This is a genomic window from Roseibium sp. TrichSKD4 (assembly GCF_000148725.1).
In the GTDB taxonomy this organism is placed as follows: Bacteria; Pseudomonadota; Alphaproteobacteria; order Rhizobiales; family Stappiaceae; genus Roseibium.
Window position 1 is genome coordinate 789,426 of the sequence record NZ_GL476319.1, and the last position, 13,665, is coordinate 803,090.

At 56.6% G+C, this 13,665-nt stretch carries 20 protein-coding genes; 1 reads left to right on the forward strand and 19 read right to left on the reverse strand.

Going from position 1 to position 13,665, the window contains the following annotated elements:
* Positions 1-40: 40 nt before the first annotated feature.
* The 9 genes from TRICHSKD4_RS20020 to TRICHSKD4_RS20060 all read right to left on the reverse strand — a co-directional run bounded on the left by TRICHSKD4_RS20020 (position 41) and on the right by TRICHSKD4_RS20060 (position 6,550).
* On the reverse strand, positions 41-412 hold the full coding sequence (locus TRICHSKD4_RS20020; protein ID WP_009468764.1) for a phage tail assembly protein: 372 nt from the start codon (positions 410-412) through the stop codon (positions 41-43).
* Positions 413-514: 102 nt separating this feature from the next.
* Complete coding sequence (locus TRICHSKD4_RS20025) at positions 515-1,027, reverse strand: phage major tail tube protein (RefSeq protein WP_009468765.1); 513 nt, start codon at positions 1,025-1,027, stop codon at positions 515-517.
* Between the two features lie 4 nt (positions 1,028-1,031).
* Positions 1,032-2,261 (reverse strand): phage tail sheath subtilisin-like domain-containing protein, encoded by a 1,230-nt coding sequence (locus tag TRICHSKD4_RS20030; RefSeq protein ID WP_009468766.1) that lies wholly within the window; start codon positions 2,259-2,261, stop codon positions 1,032-1,034.
* Between the two features lie 4 nt (positions 2,262-2,265).
* Positions 2,266-2,703: a hypothetical protein gene (locus tag TRICHSKD4_RS20035; RefSeq protein ID WP_009468767.1), complete on the reverse strand. Its 438-nt coding sequence runs from the start codon at positions 2,701-2,703 to the stop codon at positions 2,266-2,268.
* 50 nt (positions 2,704-2,753) lie between these two features.
* The gene (locus TRICHSKD4_RS28450) at positions 2,754-3,461 is read right to left on the reverse strand and encodes a hypothetical protein (protein WP_009468768.1); all 708 of its coding nucleotides are present in this window, start codon (positions 3,459-3,461) and stop codon (positions 2,754-2,756) included.
* Between the two features lie 68 nt (positions 3,462-3,529).
* Complete coding sequence (locus tag TRICHSKD4_RS28455) at positions 3,530-4,327, reverse strand: phage tail protein (protein ID WP_009468769.1); 798 nt, start codon at positions 4,325-4,327, stop codon at positions 3,530-3,532.
* Positions 4,324-4,986 (reverse strand): phage tail protein, encoded by a 663-nt coding sequence (locus TRICHSKD4_RS20050; protein WP_009468770.1) that lies wholly within the window; start codon positions 4,984-4,986, stop codon positions 4,324-4,326. The genes TRICHSKD4_RS28455 and TRICHSKD4_RS20050 overlap by 4 nt, the downstream gene beginning before the upstream one ends.
* 3 nt (positions 4,987-4,989) lie before the next feature.
* Complete coding sequence (locus tag TRICHSKD4_RS20055; RefSeq protein ID WP_009468771.1) at positions 4,990-5,646, reverse strand: phage tail protein I; 657 nt, start codon at positions 5,644-5,646, stop codon at positions 4,990-4,992.
* A complete protein-coding gene (locus TRICHSKD4_RS20060) occupies positions 5,639-6,550 on the reverse strand; it encodes a baseplate J/gp47 family protein (protein WP_009468772.1) in 912 nt (303 codons plus the stop codon). The genes TRICHSKD4_RS20055 and TRICHSKD4_RS20060 overlap by 8 nt, the downstream gene beginning before the upstream one ends.
* Before the next feature lie 125 nt (positions 6,551-6,675).
* Between TRICHSKD4_RS20060 and TRICHSKD4_RS30900 the strand changes: the two genes are divergently transcribed.
* Entirely contained in the window at positions 6,676-6,822 is a 147-nt protein-coding gene (locus TRICHSKD4_RS30900) for a hypothetical protein (RefSeq protein ID WP_168157050.1), read from the forward strand.
* A gap of 64 nt (positions 6,823-6,886) precedes the next feature.
* Here the strand turns inward: TRICHSKD4_RS30900 and TRICHSKD4_RS20070 are convergent, their stop codons facing one another.
* The 10 genes from TRICHSKD4_RS20070 to TRICHSKD4_RS29585 form a co-directional block, all read right to left on the reverse strand.
* Positions 6,887-7,144, reverse strand: coding sequence for a toxin-antitoxin system antitoxin component Xre family (locus TRICHSKD4_RS20070; protein WP_009468774.1), 258 nt, complete (start codon positions 7,142-7,144; stop codon positions 6,887-6,889).
* Positions 7,141-7,650, reverse strand: a complete 510-nt coding sequence (locus TRICHSKD4_RS20075; protein ID WP_009468775.1) for a phage baseplate assembly protein V — start codon at positions 7,648-7,650, stop codon at positions 7,141-7,143. The genes TRICHSKD4_RS20070 and TRICHSKD4_RS20075 overlap by 4 nt, the downstream gene beginning before the upstream one ends.
* The gene (locus TRICHSKD4_RS20080) at positions 7,640-8,167 is read right to left on the reverse strand and encodes a hypothetical protein (protein WP_009468776.1); all 528 of its coding nucleotides are present in this window, start codon (positions 8,165-8,167) and stop codon (positions 7,640-7,642) included. The genes TRICHSKD4_RS20075 and TRICHSKD4_RS20080 overlap by 11 nt, the downstream gene beginning before the upstream one ends.
* On the reverse strand, positions 8,167-8,643 hold the full coding sequence (locus TRICHSKD4_RS20085) for a phage virion morphogenesis protein (protein ID WP_009468777.1): 477 nt from the start codon (positions 8,641-8,643) through the stop codon (positions 8,167-8,169). The genes TRICHSKD4_RS20080 and TRICHSKD4_RS20085 overlap by 1 nt, the downstream gene beginning before the upstream one ends.
* A gap of 3 nt (positions 8,644-8,646) precedes the next feature.
* Positions 8,647-9,096, reverse strand: a complete 450-nt coding sequence (locus TRICHSKD4_RS20090) for a gp436 family protein (RefSeq protein ID WP_009468778.1) — start codon at positions 9,094-9,096, stop codon at positions 8,647-8,649.
* 46 nt (positions 9,097-9,142) lie between these two features.
* Positions 9,143-9,586, reverse strand: coding sequence for a hypothetical protein (locus TRICHSKD4_RS20095; protein ID WP_009468779.1), 444 nt, complete (start codon positions 9,584-9,586; stop codon positions 9,143-9,145).
* A gap of 108 nt (positions 9,587-9,694) precedes the next feature.
* Entirely contained in the window at positions 9,695-10,594 is a 900-nt protein-coding gene (locus TRICHSKD4_RS20100; RefSeq protein WP_009468780.1) for a Mu-like prophage major head subunit gpT family protein, read from the reverse strand.
* A gap of 12 nt (positions 10,595-10,606) precedes the next feature.
* A complete protein-coding gene (locus TRICHSKD4_RS20105) occupies positions 10,607-11,005 on the reverse strand; it encodes a hypothetical protein (protein WP_009468781.1) in 399 nt (132 codons plus the stop codon).
* Positions 11,005-12,039: a phage protease gene (locus tag TRICHSKD4_RS20110; RefSeq protein WP_009468782.1), complete on the reverse strand. Its 1,035-nt coding sequence runs from the start codon at positions 12,037-12,039 to the stop codon at positions 11,005-11,007. Before TRICHSKD4_RS20110 ends, TRICHSKD4_RS20105 begins: the two co-directional genes overlap by 1 nt.
* A gap of 433 nt (positions 12,040-12,472) precedes the next feature.
* Positions 12,473-13,663 (reverse strand): phage minor head protein, encoded by a 1,191-nt coding sequence (locus tag TRICHSKD4_RS29585; RefSeq protein WP_009468783.1) that lies wholly within the window; start codon positions 13,661-13,663, stop codon positions 12,473-12,475.
* Between the last annotated feature and the right edge of the window lie 2 nt (positions 13,664-13,665).

The following is a 13,665-nucleotide window of genomic DNA, read 5'->3' on the forward strand; positions in this document are numbered from 1 at the left end:
GGCCAGCTGAAGGCAGCCGTGATTTCATAAAAGACCTGATTCAGGTTTTCTGGGCGCTGGCTTTGGAACTCTCCGCCTGCGTCGAGGAAACTGGCGAGGCTGGTGTGCTCGGTGATGTCTTCACCGTCACCATCTCGTCCACATTCACATGTTCCAAAAAACCGCCGAACCCATTGGCAAGGGCCTGCAAGTTGCTGAACCCCATCTCCTTGATCTGGGCATCGGAAATATATGGGCTGGCAATGCGGGGTACGACCTGTTGCAGGGCGCGCCGATTACCTTCCATCAGATCCATCGGCGTGAACCGGCCCAGATCCTTGCCGGTTGGTTCGCGGGTGTAGGTGATGGTTTTGATCTCAGAGCCGTTCACAGGAACAGGAGACGGCAGGGTGATTTCAACTTGGGTATTCATGGCTGAGTGTCCTGATTGTTATGGGCCAATTAACGGCCCGTTATCGGGGAGTAATTGGAAGAACTGCCAGCGGCCATATGCCAGCCCGGCAGCTCAATTCAGTTATGAGCGGCCAAGCGCGGCATTCGCTTCAGCGGTTTCGTCAAAGCCGTTCATGCGCACGATGTTGTTGCGAAGATCGATGTATTTGCGCTCTTTCCCGGCATACTCATGGCGGTAAAAGATGAGAGCGAATTCCAGTTTCAGCTCCAGATCCTCACCCGACTTCCACTCTTCATCGAAGTCCGGATTGAGACAGCGCCCCCGGATTTCGTGGACGACGGTCTCGGTGGTGCCTTCGAACTCATCGATGACGGCACCACGGGCAAAGAGCGCATGCTGACCGACCTTCTGTCCGACCAGCATGTCGAACAGCTTCGGTTCCATAGTGTTGAAGGTGAGTTCCATCTTCAGCTCTTCAAAGCCATGGGTTGTCACAAGTGGGCCGCGTGTCCCGCCCGGCCTGCGGCCCTCGTTCTTGCGCTTGATGGTGGGCTTGACGTTGCTGACGGTTCCCCCGAGATCTGCGTCATCGATCCAGACGGTGAAGTCAGATAGTTTCTTGCCGAATTCCATGGGATCAGGCTCCTACATCAGAAAGACTGGCGGTGAAGGATGTCCGGGCGGCGGCCAGAGACAGGAACTCTTCATAAAGTTCCGGCGTCCGGTAGCCCCAGATTTCAATGTCGTGGATGGGCGCGGCCTCAATGAACTTCAGCCGGTAGAACAAAATGCCTTCCGCGATCTGCTGGGGTGTGTTGAGATCTTCCGGCAGCTCAAACACAAATCCGTTGAGCGCACCCTTTTGCATCAACTCCAAACCGAAGTTGTGACCAAGAGAGCCTATATGGCGAACAGCCTGCAACTGCATCGGATGACCGATATAAAAGCGCAGGCCCTGTTCCAGGGCATCATAGAGCTTGTCGGCCACCCTGCGTCCGACAATGGTGCCGCCCATTTTGCGGGCCGGATCTGTTGAAAGACCGCCCCAGCTCCAAAACCCCTTGTCCCGGTAGAAGGTGGAGACCTGTGAGGCATTGAGGCGGCTTGCCTCTGCATTGGTGTCGGAGATCCGCCAATCAATCGGACGGGCCAAACCCTCCACTTCCAGGGGCTTGTTGTCATTTGACCACCAAAACCCCTTTTCCAAATCAAGGCTGGACTGAACACCGGCAATGATCGCCGAGCCTGGAATGGACAGAGTGTCAGCATGATCACTGTCAAATACCAAGCAATGCGGATCAACAAGCTGTAACCGATCGGAATTGTAGTTCTGACGGGCCGAGATGGCATCTTCCGTGGTCGTATTTGGTCCATCGGCAAAGACAAAGGATCGGATCCTTTGCGCAACATCGATGAGACCATTGATCACCGGATCAGCCTGGTCTCCGGGCATGGCATTGGCAAAGCCGGGTGCAATCAAGAGATCCGGTTCAAAATCATGTAGCGCCCGCACATTCAAGGCTGAATAGACACCGCTCTTGTCGATCGCATCCCCCAGGACAGCAGCCTTTTGTTGTGCTGGATCCTCTTTTTCCTCAACGCGAACAACAGCAATCTTGCCTGATTGGCGATCATATTGACGCCATGCGGCTTTCAAGGCCGCCTTCAACGTGCCATTGGTACCAAGGCTGTCGACCTTTGAAATGTCGCCTGCAATCACCTGAGGCACATTGAGGGGCCACTTTTCGGCGTCCGCATCGGGTGCGGTGCCAATCATGAAAATCTCACCGGCTTCACCAACGCGGATACGAGGCGTCGGTGCGGTCTGATCTGTGGCGAACACGCCGTGTCTATAATTTGTCGTCATGACGTTAGTCCTCTTTCAGGGCAACAAGGGGAACGTCCTGATCAAGCCAGGACTGGACGAGGCTGGTCGGAGTGTGAGCGGGGAAGTACGGGATCCGGGCGGTTATGTGCGCCTGGACACGGGCTGCAAATTCAGAACAGATGTAACCGCTGTTTGAGGGAGCTATCCCCATCCCGACACGAAGTGCATCCACGTAGGAATAAGGCTTTCCAAGCTTTGACAGAGCGGCGGTTTCTGCGTTCTCCGTCCAGCCCAGATCGCAATGAAGCCAGTCACATGGCAGACAGGTTGAAAGCGCCCGGATCTGAACGCCGCGTCCTTCCCGCGCTTCCAGTAAGAACACGCGCCCCCGAAACACCCAAGCAATACCGACATGGGTGTGACGCCCGCCCGTTACATGACGAATGATCCGCGAAACAAACCCTTCGCCCCTGAAGGCCATGAGGTCTCCTGACTTGATTAAAGGACGGGCGTCGCAATAGCGCATGGCCGTTACCCGTTATCCAGAGCGGCCTTACGAGCCAGCAAACCGGCGGCTGTTTCTACCGCCTGTTGTTTCAGCGCGTTCAAGACCTCTGCCAGCGCATCCGCATCAGAAGCCGCTTCAATGCGCTCTTGCGCTTGCTGACGCATATGTGTGACGGCAACGGTCACATCTTCAAAGAGATCCGAGCGAGATAGAATAACGTCCTTCAGCCCCGCCACCAGAGCAGCATCCCCTCCGGCCAGTTTCATGAGATAGGTGGCATCTTTGGGCAAAATGGCACCGCTCTGAATTGCGCGCGCTTCATTCTCCCGTTTCACAAACGTACTCTGTTCAGCTTCTGTGTATCCGGCGACGAATTGCGCTGCCAGCCGATCTGCCTCCGCCAGAACAGATTGAATGGCATCCAGTTTCAGGTCAGCCAGTGGAACTGGAGGAAGTTCGGCGATCAGGTCCTTTTCAACAGGAGAGCCCAATTGTTTGATAACAACCGGATTGCGTTCAAGGTCGAACCACGTCTCTCCCCGATGATCAGGAACCTCTTTCCATTGTGTGCCGGTAAAAACACGGGCAAAACCCTCCTTGATAGCGGGCGGCTTCAAGGTGGTCGCATGTTGTGGAACCAGAACCTTGTCCGGTTCCAGCGGGTTTTGACGCGCATTGGAAGTATGAACGAACTCACCAGTTTCTGGATGATAGTTATGGATATGGGTCATTGCAGCTCTCTTGTTCCATTCACTTCGTTGCAGACACAAAATTCGCGCCCACTTGCGTGACAGTTCCCTCAGTATTTGATGCAGATCATCACAGCGATATTGCGCGGCCGGGTTTCCGAACCGCCAAATCCACCAGTGGCGTGACCGGTGTTGTTGCCTGGTCGAACACCCGGCGTTGGTAAACTGGACATGCCGTAAGTAGAGGAATGCGGATAGCCGTAGGGGTGAGTGTGTGCCTCGATCATGTGGCTTTGAGGTGACCCCAACACCCGGTCTGAATCAACGCCCCGGCCATGATCCCAGCCTCTGAGGAACTCGCCGCGCAAATCGGGGATGTTGAACGTGTCGGCACCGTCGCCTGCGCCATAAGTCGTGCCGATGGCTGCGAACAAATCTGCATAGGCGGTCCGAGACAAAGCCGATCCGTCACACTCAAGAGTTCCCGGCGATGGTGTCGATCCTGCGCACAGAACCAGATCGCCTGCCGCCCCTGCATTGGCCTTGATAACTGGAATGAGTTTGTCGGCTGTCACCAGCACTTCATCACCGTTTACAACTTGCTCGGCGGTTCCAACATCTGGCAGTTTTTCGAACATGTGTGCAGGCAGCTTGTCAGCACAGACAAGAACGTTGTCACGTGCTGCAACTTGCTCGGCGGTTCCGATCTCCGGCAATTCAGCCCAAACCCTGTCAGGTAGAACATCTGCTGTTACCAGAACCTTCTGCTTCTGGCTCACTTCATCAGCTGTGCCAATTGCAGGCAGTTCTTCCATCTGATCCATCAGCTTTAGCCACTGATCCGTGGCGGCCTGGTGGGCATCGGCAGCAGCTGTCAAGCGCTCCAGCTGTGTTGCTACATCACTCATAAGGAAGTGCCTCCCGTGTTAAGCCCCATCAATCGGCGTTGGCGATTGTCCAGAACAACCTGATGGGTAAGGATTTCGGTAACGCGGGCAAAGCCAGCGATCAGCGCATCGCTTTGTGGTCCAAACTCTTCATGGATCTGGCGAATGCGGGGGATGTTGGTTTCATTGGCTGGATCTGCAAAGTGCTTATCCTGCGCCCAGGGAAGGTGCTGAGACAGGGTTTCTGGCGTCAGCCCTGTGACCGGCGATGTTTCAACCACCACATTCTCGGTATCGGAAAAGACCACCACGATCCGGAACGTGTTGTCGGAGAGGGACGCACTGTCCGGCCCGAACTTCGGGACCGGTTGGTCAAACCGGGAAAGCGCATAAAGAACGCCGTCCTCATCAAAGAGACCAATCTCCTGCGCGTAGAACGTCGCAACATCGGCAGCCACATAAAGATCGAACCAAACCGCGTTCGGCTCACCTGCCATAACGCCGGAGCCGGTAATCTGGCCCCGGTGGACTTCTGCCTGAAGCGTGGTTTCACCGCCAGCTGGATACCGGTTCCCGGACCCAAGCGCGATCTCGGTAAAGCGCACTGGCAGGTTCGCTGCCTTTTGGGCAGCTTCCTTGTTGCGTCCGGTAACAGTGACAATGGAATGACGGGCGGCCATGAATTACACCTCAAGGCTGGCTGTAAAGGTGCCGCCATAAAGACTGGCAATGGCGGGAAGAAGAACGGCTGGAACTGGTTCCGGATCATCGATTGGAAGCGCCGCCGTATACCGGGAGCCCGTCTGGACATAGGCTCCGAGATAGCTACCAACCTCGCGTTCAATTCCGAACCGGATGGCATAGTGACGGGATAGGGGTTTGGAACTGTTGATGGCGGCAATCACATCCGCCTTGAAGGCAACATCGGGAACCTGGAACACCTCGAACCGGCTGCTGCCCACAAAGGCCACGACATCAAACGTGCCGCGAGGTGCAGGTGGCTCGGCCTCAAACCACTCCACAATTTCAGGGCGGACAGACAAGGAAGCCATCGCTGTTTCCACCGCCTGAAGTGTGCCCTTGTAGATGTGAATCTCTTCGGCAAACTCCACGACTAGGCGCTTGGTCTCGATCGGCCACTTGTCGTTCCAATGGTCGACACTTTCCTCCCAGGCAAGGAAGGGCAGCTCCTCAACTGGACAATTCAAGGGAAGCGTTACAGTGGCAAGCGTTGCGATCGCGGCATCGAGCTGGGCAGAATATCCGACCGATGCAACGCGCCGCTCATGATCATCTGCGTAAGGGGGCAAGAGGCCAGCGTGGTTCGATAACTCAACCATCGATCACCTCCACCGACAATTCGACATCGATGTGAGCGGCTTCAAATTCGCCGATCTCGATTCCGGATCCGATCGGATTGCCATCGAGAAGCAGAATGACTTCGTGAACACCTGCCACCTGAAGCGAGGCGTGAAGCGCAGAAACCGGAAGCGATTTGGCGATCGAGCGGCGGCTTTCAAGATAGGTGTCGATATTCGCCTGTGCGGTCTCCTCGACCAGCTTCCAGGACGGCCCCGGAAACACCCGCAAGATGGCACTTAAAACATGATGACGAATGGTAGCCGACTGGACATTCACCCTGTCGGCAAGCGGCCTGCGGTTCTTTGCCGTGGTTGCTTCAACGACCATGGCGAGCAGCTCTTCAGCGGCAGTGCCATCTCCAGCTTCTGCCAGAATGGTAATCAGGACATCACACGGCTCCGGAGAGACTGCCGTTGCATCCGCAACACCTGGTACCGACAAGGCCCAAAAGACATAAGCCCCTTCAGGCCCAGCCGTTGAATAGCTTTCAGGGCCGAGCTGGATCCGACGACGATAGTCTTCATCACTTTCATAAACCGGTTCGCGCGGCGGGTTGGCTGTCGGATCGCCTGCATCCAGAACAAGGCGTTTGATCTTGCGACGGCGCGAAGCCCCGATGATATCGAGATCGGACCCGGTGGCGGTGGCAAGACGGGTTGCGCTGGCTGCTTCATTGATCCGTGTCCGGAGCAGACTTTCCACCCAGGCATCAGTGCCGAAATGCGCACGCACCGGCTCAAACTCGGTTTCATCTTCGAAGTCCGGATAAAGCTCTGCATACTTGTCGCGCTGGCGCTGTTGCAAGACATCGACATGAACCGGCTCAACCAGCTTGGGAGCCGGTAGCCCCGGCAACTCAATGATGTCGTCAAACCGGCTCAATGGATCAACTCCGACAGATCAAGAGGTTTCCCGGTTTCCCGGCTGGTTGCTTCCAGAGACAGTTTTCGGCGCCCGTCCGCGTCCCCATCGACAAAGAAGATCCGGGTCAGCTCACAGCGCTTTTCATGGGTGGTAATTGCCCCGGCGATGGCGGCGCAAATGGCAAGCTCGTAAAGCGCGGTGCCGGGAACACCGATGGCCTACGGCAGGGAACAGGCAAGCTCGCGGCGCAAGATCAGGGAATGACGGGTCACGATCAGGCGGCGGATTGACTGGACAATCCGTGCATCACCGTAAAGCGGCTTTCCTGTTCTTGCGTCATAACCCGCCATTTACTTATGACCTTGGCTTTGAGGTTTTGGAGCCAGACGATCGGGACGAACTGTCCGATTTGGGTTCGCCAGCCTTGCTAACGTTCTGGTCAGAACGGCGTTTCAGGATCCCGTTCAAAACCGCAAACCGCGCCTGGGCCTCCGTCAGCTGAAGGCCGTTTTTCTGGACCTCTTCGTCCTTCGGATCGACCCACACGCCCTTGTGGTTGAATTTCTTCAAAACGTCATAGGTGTGTGTTTGAGGTTTGGTGGTCTCGCTCATAACGGAACTCCGGTTGGGGATGGGCCGGGCACAACATCCTTGTGCTTGTGGTCATGGCCGACATTCTTGGCGTTGTGGGTGAAGCTTGCGCCGGTCACATCGAACGCACCGTCGATCGTCACGTCGCCGACAAAGGCAAAGCCATTACCATCGATCGTGAGGGTCTTTCCTTCAGGAGAAATCAGCTTCAAGATGCCGGTATCGGTGGAGGCTGCGGGATCGGCATCGCTGGGAAGGCCGGGAAAGAACGTGCCCTGGGCCGGATCGCCGCCTGCGCAAAGGAGAATGCCTTGCGCTCCTGCTCCTGCCGGGGCATCTACCTTCCAGCCACCCGCTGACATGGAGGCTTGGGGAACTTCTCCGGAGACAAAGCCGGTATCGTCCTCAACGATCAGCTTGCCGTTCCTGTTTTCCTTCACCCGGACCCGGCGCACGACATTCGCCGTAACACGTTCCAGCTCGACAATGCGGGCGTTCATTTTTCGCAAAAGGTGATCAAGAGGCATCGGCAATCCCTCCCACTTGAGGCCCACCGCGAAGAGCATTGTCGCTGCCAAAAATATGGAAGCTTTGCGTCCACTCGATCGTCCAGAGGGTCGAACCCTTCCGGTCAAGGCTTTGCGAATAGTTGTTGGCAGCTGTCAGGTTCTTGGGAACGCTGGCCCCGGATATCCCGAACCGGTTGCCACCTTGCCCGGTAATGAAGTCCACCATCTCAAAGGCCGCGTCTGACAGATGAAGCGCCTGAGTGTTCCGTTTGTCCGGTGCCGGAATGAGGAACACCCCGAGACGAAGCGTGTGGATCGGGACGCCGTTTGCGTGTCTGGCGACCTCGACCAGGCGGCCAATGGCAACCAGTGCGCAGCCCTGATTAGGAACCGTATTGTTCACCAGCCACTGTTCGCTCAAGTGTCCGGGAGCAGCTTTGACCATCGCACCTTTGCGGAACAGGCCCGCTGCATCGATGGCGGCAACAATTGCGATCTGGATGGCGCTATAGGATCTGGGCTTCAGGAACTCCATCAAAGCAGCTCCCCAATAAAGCGAAGCGCCATGGCCTCATGTTCACGGCCATCACGATCACTAAGTCCCAGATAGGGCCGCGCCGGGATCGTGACAGACTGGGCAAAGACGGTTGCCCCACCTGCGGTGAACACCAGAACCTTGCCCTTTTTCGGCGTGATCGTGCCACCTTCCTGATGGATGGCAGCATAGACCAGCGCTGACCCCCAAGCGACTTCACTGCCGCCTGCAAGTTGGTGGTCAATGCTGTCGGCAAGCCCGCCTTCGCGAAACAACGTGGACGTGCCTTCCTTGTTCGCCTTCCAGGACGTGCCATCGGGAGCGGCCTTGTCCTCCTCGATCCGGCGTTTGGTCTGGCTTGCGCCGAGCGCGCCGTGACTGTCCAGCAACTCGCGCTGGTCAAGATCTGCAAGCCGCCCGATCGCTGCGATCGGTTGCTCAAAATCGAGTGTGGTGATGAAGTCGATCCCGGACATGGCTCACCAGTCCTTCAGGCTGTCGCGGGAGAACAGCTTTTCGCTGGACGTGAACTGGACATCAGCAGACGAGGCCGGGGATGTGCTGCCAGCCTCGCCGCCGCTGCTTGAAGCCACAGGCATGGGCAGGTCCGCCTTGCCCGCGCCGATGGCTTTCAGATAGTCGATCGAAGACTTGTAACGTGTCTCGATCTGTTCGCTGACCTGGTTGGCCGTGCGCGCCATATGGTAGGTGCCAATGGCAATGCAATGAACCTTCAGAACCCGAAGCGCACCCTCATGGCGAACCGGGATCGTGTAGCGGCTCGCAAGCCAACCATTCATTTCTTCAGAGGCAGCATCAAGCGCGTGGTCAACCGCAGCAATATCCGTCTCGCCGTCGCCGTCGAGATCGCCAATATAGGACTGGCTGTGTTCAGCCTTCAGCCAGTCGTCTGCCGTTGCATATGCCATTTTAAAGTGCCTCGTTGGATTAATGGCCGCTTAAATGCCGGTTAAATCAGCTGTCGTTCTTTGGCGGTGCCCACTTGGCGACAAGCTCGTTGCGCTTATCTTCCGAAAGCGAACCGAGCGCTGTCGTGACTTCCGCCTTGGTGACATCCCGGCCAAGACGCTTCTTCAATTCGCCAAGGTTCGGACTGCCGTCCTTGTTCAGATCCTTTTCCGGATCGAGTTCGAAGAACACAGCTTTCAAGGCTGCCTCCAGATGGGCGGCAGCTGCACCTGGTGTCGGTTCCGGCTCTGCCGATGGCTCCGCACGGCTCACCTTTTCAAAGCGCAGGGACAGGACCGGATCATCTTCCAGCTGCTTCAGCTGGGTTTCAGTCAGATCAGAGATTGCGATCGCAATGTCTTTTCCAGCCGGGAACTTACGGCCAATGCGCCAACGCTCGCGCGCGGCCTTGACCATGACGATCGAATTGGAAGGCGCGTTATCATCCATTGGAACTTTTTCCTTCAGTTCGAAGAGCTGCCCCTGCGGCCCAAACGCCACACATGAAGCCAATGAGGAGGCCGCAGAGGAATGTGAGAAAAACCAGCATCAAGGGTCTCAGTCGAGATAGGCGCTGACTTGGAGCTTGACGGCTCCCTTGAGGATGTTGTCGGATCCGTCCTGTTTGCGCGCCGTTTCCAGAAGCTCACGTGCCTTCCACTGGTTGGAAGACCCAACGACCAGGAGTGTCGGCCTGATGGCGAGCTTGCCGCCTTCATCGTTCTCAAGGGATGTCATGGCAGAGACAGCGGCCTTGAAGTTTTCCTCGTTCAGCTCCGCCCTGGAACCAAATGCCATCTGCCAGAAGCTGTAACCGGCATTCGCGCGCGCCTCGACCCCGTAGAGGAACTTGTTCTTCATAAAGACACGTTCAGAGCTGTTCGGGTCGATCAGCTGACTGAACTCGGGCTTTAGCCGCAACTGCCACACAATTGGCTTCACGGCCTGGCTGAGATCAAGGAGGAACCAGGCTGGGCCATTTCCGTCTTGCATGTTGGAAACGGTGCGACGTTTACCAGACTGTTCGGATCCAACCGGGTGGTCGGTGTCAAAGAAGTTCTGACCATCGTAGCAGGTGGTGGAGAACCCGGCTGAAAGCACCGGCCAGACCACCTCATCCGGCCAGCGGGAGACCGCCCGGCCCATTGCCTTGAAGCGACCGGCATAGACGCCGATATTGTCGTCCTGGATTTTGTACTTATCCACCTCGACGGTTGATTCAAACGGCTTGTTCCGGATCTTGTAGCTTTCGCCGGAGAGCTGTTTAATGACACGTTCGCCGATCCACTCACGAAGGGACGGCCAGTCACCCAGCCAACCATATTCGTTTTCCGAAGACGTTGACGGGATCTCGTCGGCGATCATGTTCCAGGTTGGCGTGTACTCTGTAAGGCCGTCCTGGTAATTCTTACGGAAGCCAACGCTCAAGGCGTTGAGGTTCTGTGCTGTGATATCCATGTCCCGCTTTCCTTAAAACTCGATCCAGACGCCGCCGTCCTGGACGTCACGCACGGTTCCCGCCTTCGACCGGGTGCCGCCGCCATCGGTTGCCGCGACCGTTTCATCGTCAACGATGAAGCAAGGCTGGTTGATTTGGACACGGGTGATCGGATCCGCGTCATCGATGACGAGGAAAAACCAGTCATCGCGCTCAACCAGAACACTGGTCTCCCCATCGGCCTTGCCGGAATTGTCGGCAGGCTTCTCGGCAATCCCGATCGCGGTCAGGCCAACGGCCTCATGGCCCGGTTTGGCAAGACCATTTTCCAGAACGACCAGAGCGCCACGGTGAATGACGCTTCCAGCTGCAACTGGAGCGGCGAGCTGGCGACCAGCCCGGCGATTGACATTCTTGGATGAAGACAGCATCAGTCAGCCCCTCCATTGTTCGAAGCGGCCTTCAGCTCCTTGGCATACTCCTCTTCGGGTATACCGAGCTGGCTGGCGATCGCCTTTTGATCTCGGGACAAGGTTGCCTTTTGGGCCGGATCCTTGTCTTCAAGGCCCGAACTGTCGGCAAGACTGGTCGACGCCGTTTTGCCAATAAAGTCCTGGAACGCTTTCAGGCCATCGGCGCTGGCTCGGCAGGTGGCAAGGTGATAATCCTTGGAGGCTGGTGTGATCTTGCCATCCTTGATGGCCTGATCGACAACGCTTTCGGCATCTTGAGCAAGGCGTTCCTTTGCAGAATTCTCAGCCTTTTCCAGATCGCCCTTTACCTTGTCGTAGTCCGCGCGCGGCACGAACTTTTGAAGATCGGGATGCTCGGCCCTGTTGAGAGCCTTGTCCCGATCTTCGGCAAGGCCGCCAACCTTGTCTAAAATGGCATTGTCGGACGCTTCATCCGCAAGGCCGAGCTTGCGGCACAGCGCCTTTCGCTGCTCCTTGTCCATGGAGGATGTTCCTTCACTGTCGTGGTGGGTGTCTAAGTCGACTGAGCGCTGAGACCGATTGAGCGCCGTCAGCTTCAGGTTTGGGTCAAGGGTCAGGGCCGCTGACGTCAGTTCCAGAAGATGACCGGACCGATTGAACCAGAATGCAGGTGAGATATGCCGGTACTCACGGCCCTCGACCTTGTTGCGACCAAGCTCGCTCCAGTCGGACTTGCCCCAGATCGATCCGCCGTCTCTGATTTCCAGCTCGGTGATGTGACCTGCAACATCAATTGCCCGCCCGTCCGGCTCACGTTCACTTGCGTGTTCAAAGTCGATGGGGAGTGGTGACGGGCGGGCGGCGAACCTGTCGATCAGCTTTTGCGGATTGTCATTGATCCATGTGCGGCCATCATATCCGACAATGGCCTGACCTGCTGGCAGCAACTCGATCCAGTCAGGAGCCTGACCGGAAGCGGTGCTGTTCAGGGCAAGACAGAGATTGCCGAGCTGGGTGGATTGATTTGCCATGAACGGGACTGTGCCCGCTCACCAACCCGCCATCTATGGTGACACATGTCACCAAAGGGATGAGATCACGATGAAGATATGGATCTGGAAGGCAGGGAAAGTTCAAGCCGTGATCGGCGAATCTTCGTCCAATCTGCCCCAAAAGTGGTCCCGATTGCAATCGGGCCTCTAACAAACACCATAACAGCGCCAGTTAAGGGGGTAGTAAATAGGCAGAATGCGCGAGAAGGAAAATTTCGGGGCTTCGTAGCCAATTGCCCTTCGATGCGCCTCAGTGGCCGTTTTTTAAGGTCGCGCTCCCATGTGCAGGATTGGAAGGATAAGCATGCATGTGGCAAAGGGACGATAATCCTGTTATAAAGGTCTTGCGGTCGTGCAAATCGATGGTGGCCTCGAAGCCACGGAAGATGTCGTTGTCCTTCCCTCGACCGTCTTAATCTCCCTGCCACAATCCGTATCTCTTGATGTGCTGCTTCCGTCGTCCAGGGCTTGCCTGGAACAGTGTTGCAACATAGAGGAAGCCGTCTGCGCTCTTTCGGACAACCGCCCGCCATGTCAGGCCATCAATGCGGGACCAGAAATTGAGCCCGAGATTTTCGGCCCGCCGATCGGTCACCTCTTCACGATCCAGTATCTTCTGCACATGGGCAAAACGGGACAAGTCAATGCGATCATGTTTGCCAAGCTTCGCGCGGATCGTATCGCTGGACACAACGACAAGGGCAGATGGCGAACCAAGCTTTTGTGCAAGCTCCGGCACAAAAGCCACCGGCAAATGAACCCGTTCCCTCATCTTCGAATAGGCCAAGGGGGCATCGCTCTCCCATAATTCCGATATCACTTGCTGCGCAACGCCAGGGTCATTGGTGCCTGTTTCGGCAAGGCGGGCATTCAGGTGATTGACCAGGTTGCGGGCACGCGCCTTGCCGGGATTGGAGTTCCAGCCCGGATCAATCCCCACCGGGACTTTCTCAACTTCGCCGGTCCGGGAATTCGTAACCTCCCGATAGTCAATCTCCAGCTCGTCCGACACGCCGCCAAGTTCTTCAGCTTCTGATCCTGTTATCTGCCGGATCCAGCATTTGCAGCCCCAGCCATTTGGCGGAAACCATTCATTCCAGATTGGATCGTCGACCGGGCGGATCGTACCTTCACGCGCCACATGATGGGGACGGTGCCGCTCACTCGGGCCAAGACGATAGACAAAATAGGGTAACGCCCGTTTGGTCCGCTGTGCCCGTTCCCAATGCCCCGCTGCTCTGGCAGACCTCAAGTTGGCCCAATAGATGGTCTTAAGACGGCGCGGGCTTCCAAGCTGGACAGGATAAGTCTGACCTGTGCGCGGATCCGTCATGGTCTTTTTGCCCCACCAACCCTGTTTTTGCAGGATTGGAGTCAGGTTCGCCTGGAATTCCTGAAGGGTCTGACCGGACTTGATCGCGTGATCTACGGCCTCACGGATTGAACTCAGGACATCGAGCCTGGTTGCCTTGGCAACCGTCAACGCAAAGGCGTGTTCTTCAGCGCTGATGTCCCGGTAATGAAATGCCGGTTTGAGAGCCTTTTGATCAAAGTACCGGGAGATCTCCGGTGCAGGCGTGGTTTTGAAGGAGTATCCGGCCATTC

Excerpts from the sequence above, each read along its gene's own strand:
- TRICHSKD4_RS20020 (WP_009468764.1), bottom strand. The coding sequence starts at position 412 with ATGAATACCCAAGTTGAAATCACCCTGCCGTCTCCTGTTCCTGTGAAC.
- TRICHSKD4_RS20025 (WP_009468765.1), bottom strand. The coding sequence starts at position 1,027 with ATGGAATTCGGCAAGAAACTATCTGACTTCACCGTCTGGATCGATGAC.
- TRICHSKD4_RS20030 (WP_009468766.1), bottom strand. The coding sequence starts at position 2,261 with ATGACGACAAATTATAGACACGGCGTGTTCGCCACAGATCAGACCGCA.
- TRICHSKD4_RS20035 (WP_009468767.1), bottom strand. The coding sequence starts at position 2,703 with ATGGCCTTCAGGGGCGAAGGGTTTGTTTCGCGGATCATTCGTCATGTA.
- TRICHSKD4_RS28450 (WP_009468768.1), bottom strand. The coding sequence starts at position 3,461 with ATGACCCATATCCATAACTATCATCCAGAAACTGGTGAGTTCGTTCAT.
- TRICHSKD4_RS28455 (WP_009468769.1), bottom strand. The coding sequence starts at position 4,327 with ATGAGTGATGTAGCAACACAGCTGGAGCGCTTGACAGCTGCTGCCGAT.
- TRICHSKD4_RS20050 (WP_009468770.1), bottom strand. The coding sequence starts at position 4,986 with ATGGCCGCCCGTCATTCCATTGTCACTGTTACCGGACGCAACAAGGAA.
- TRICHSKD4_RS20055 (WP_009468771.1), bottom strand. The coding sequence starts at position 5,646 with ATGGTTGAGTTATCGAACCACGCTGGCCTCTTGCCCCCTTACGCAGAT.
- TRICHSKD4_RS30900 (WP_168157050.1), top strand. The coding sequence starts at position 6,676 with ATGGGTGGTAATTGCCCCGGCGATGGCGGCGCAAATGGCAAGCTCGTA.
- TRICHSKD4_RS20070 (WP_009468774.1), bottom strand. The coding sequence starts at position 7,144 with ATGAGCGAGACCACCAAACCTCAAACACACACCTATGACGTTTTGAAG.
- TRICHSKD4_RS20075 (WP_009468775.1), bottom strand. The coding sequence starts at position 7,650 with ATGCCTCTTGATCACCTTTTGCGAAAAATGAACGCCCGCATTGTCGAG.
- TRICHSKD4_RS20080 (WP_009468776.1), bottom strand. The coding sequence starts at position 8,167 with ATGGAGTTCCTGAAGCCCAGATCCTATAGCGCCATCCAGATCGCAATT.
- TRICHSKD4_RS20085 (WP_009468777.1), bottom strand. The coding sequence starts at position 8,643 with ATGTCCGGGATCGACTTCATCACCACACTCGATTTTGAGCAACCGATC.
- TRICHSKD4_RS20090 (WP_009468778.1), bottom strand. The coding sequence starts at position 9,096 with ATGGCATATGCAACGGCAGACGACTGGCTGAAGGCTGAACACAGCCAG.
- TRICHSKD4_RS20095 (WP_009468779.1), bottom strand. The coding sequence starts at position 9,586 with ATGGATGATAACGCGCCTTCCAATTCGATCGTCATGGTCAAGGCCGCG.
- TRICHSKD4_RS20100 (WP_009468780.1), bottom strand. The coding sequence starts at position 10,594 with ATGGATATCACAGCACAGAACCTCAACGCCTTGAGCGTTGGCTTCCGT.
- TRICHSKD4_RS20105 (WP_009468781.1), bottom strand. The coding sequence starts at position 11,005 with ATGCTGTCTTCATCCAAGAATGTCAATCGCCGGGCTGGTCGCCAGCTC.
- TRICHSKD4_RS20110 (WP_009468782.1), bottom strand. The coding sequence starts at position 12,039 with ATGGCAAATCAATCCACCCAGCTCGGCAATCTCTGTCTTGCCCTGAAC.
- TRICHSKD4_RS29585 (WP_009468783.1), bottom strand. The coding sequence starts at position 13,663 with ATGGCCGGATACTCCTTCAAAACCACGCCTGCACCGGAGATCTCCCGG.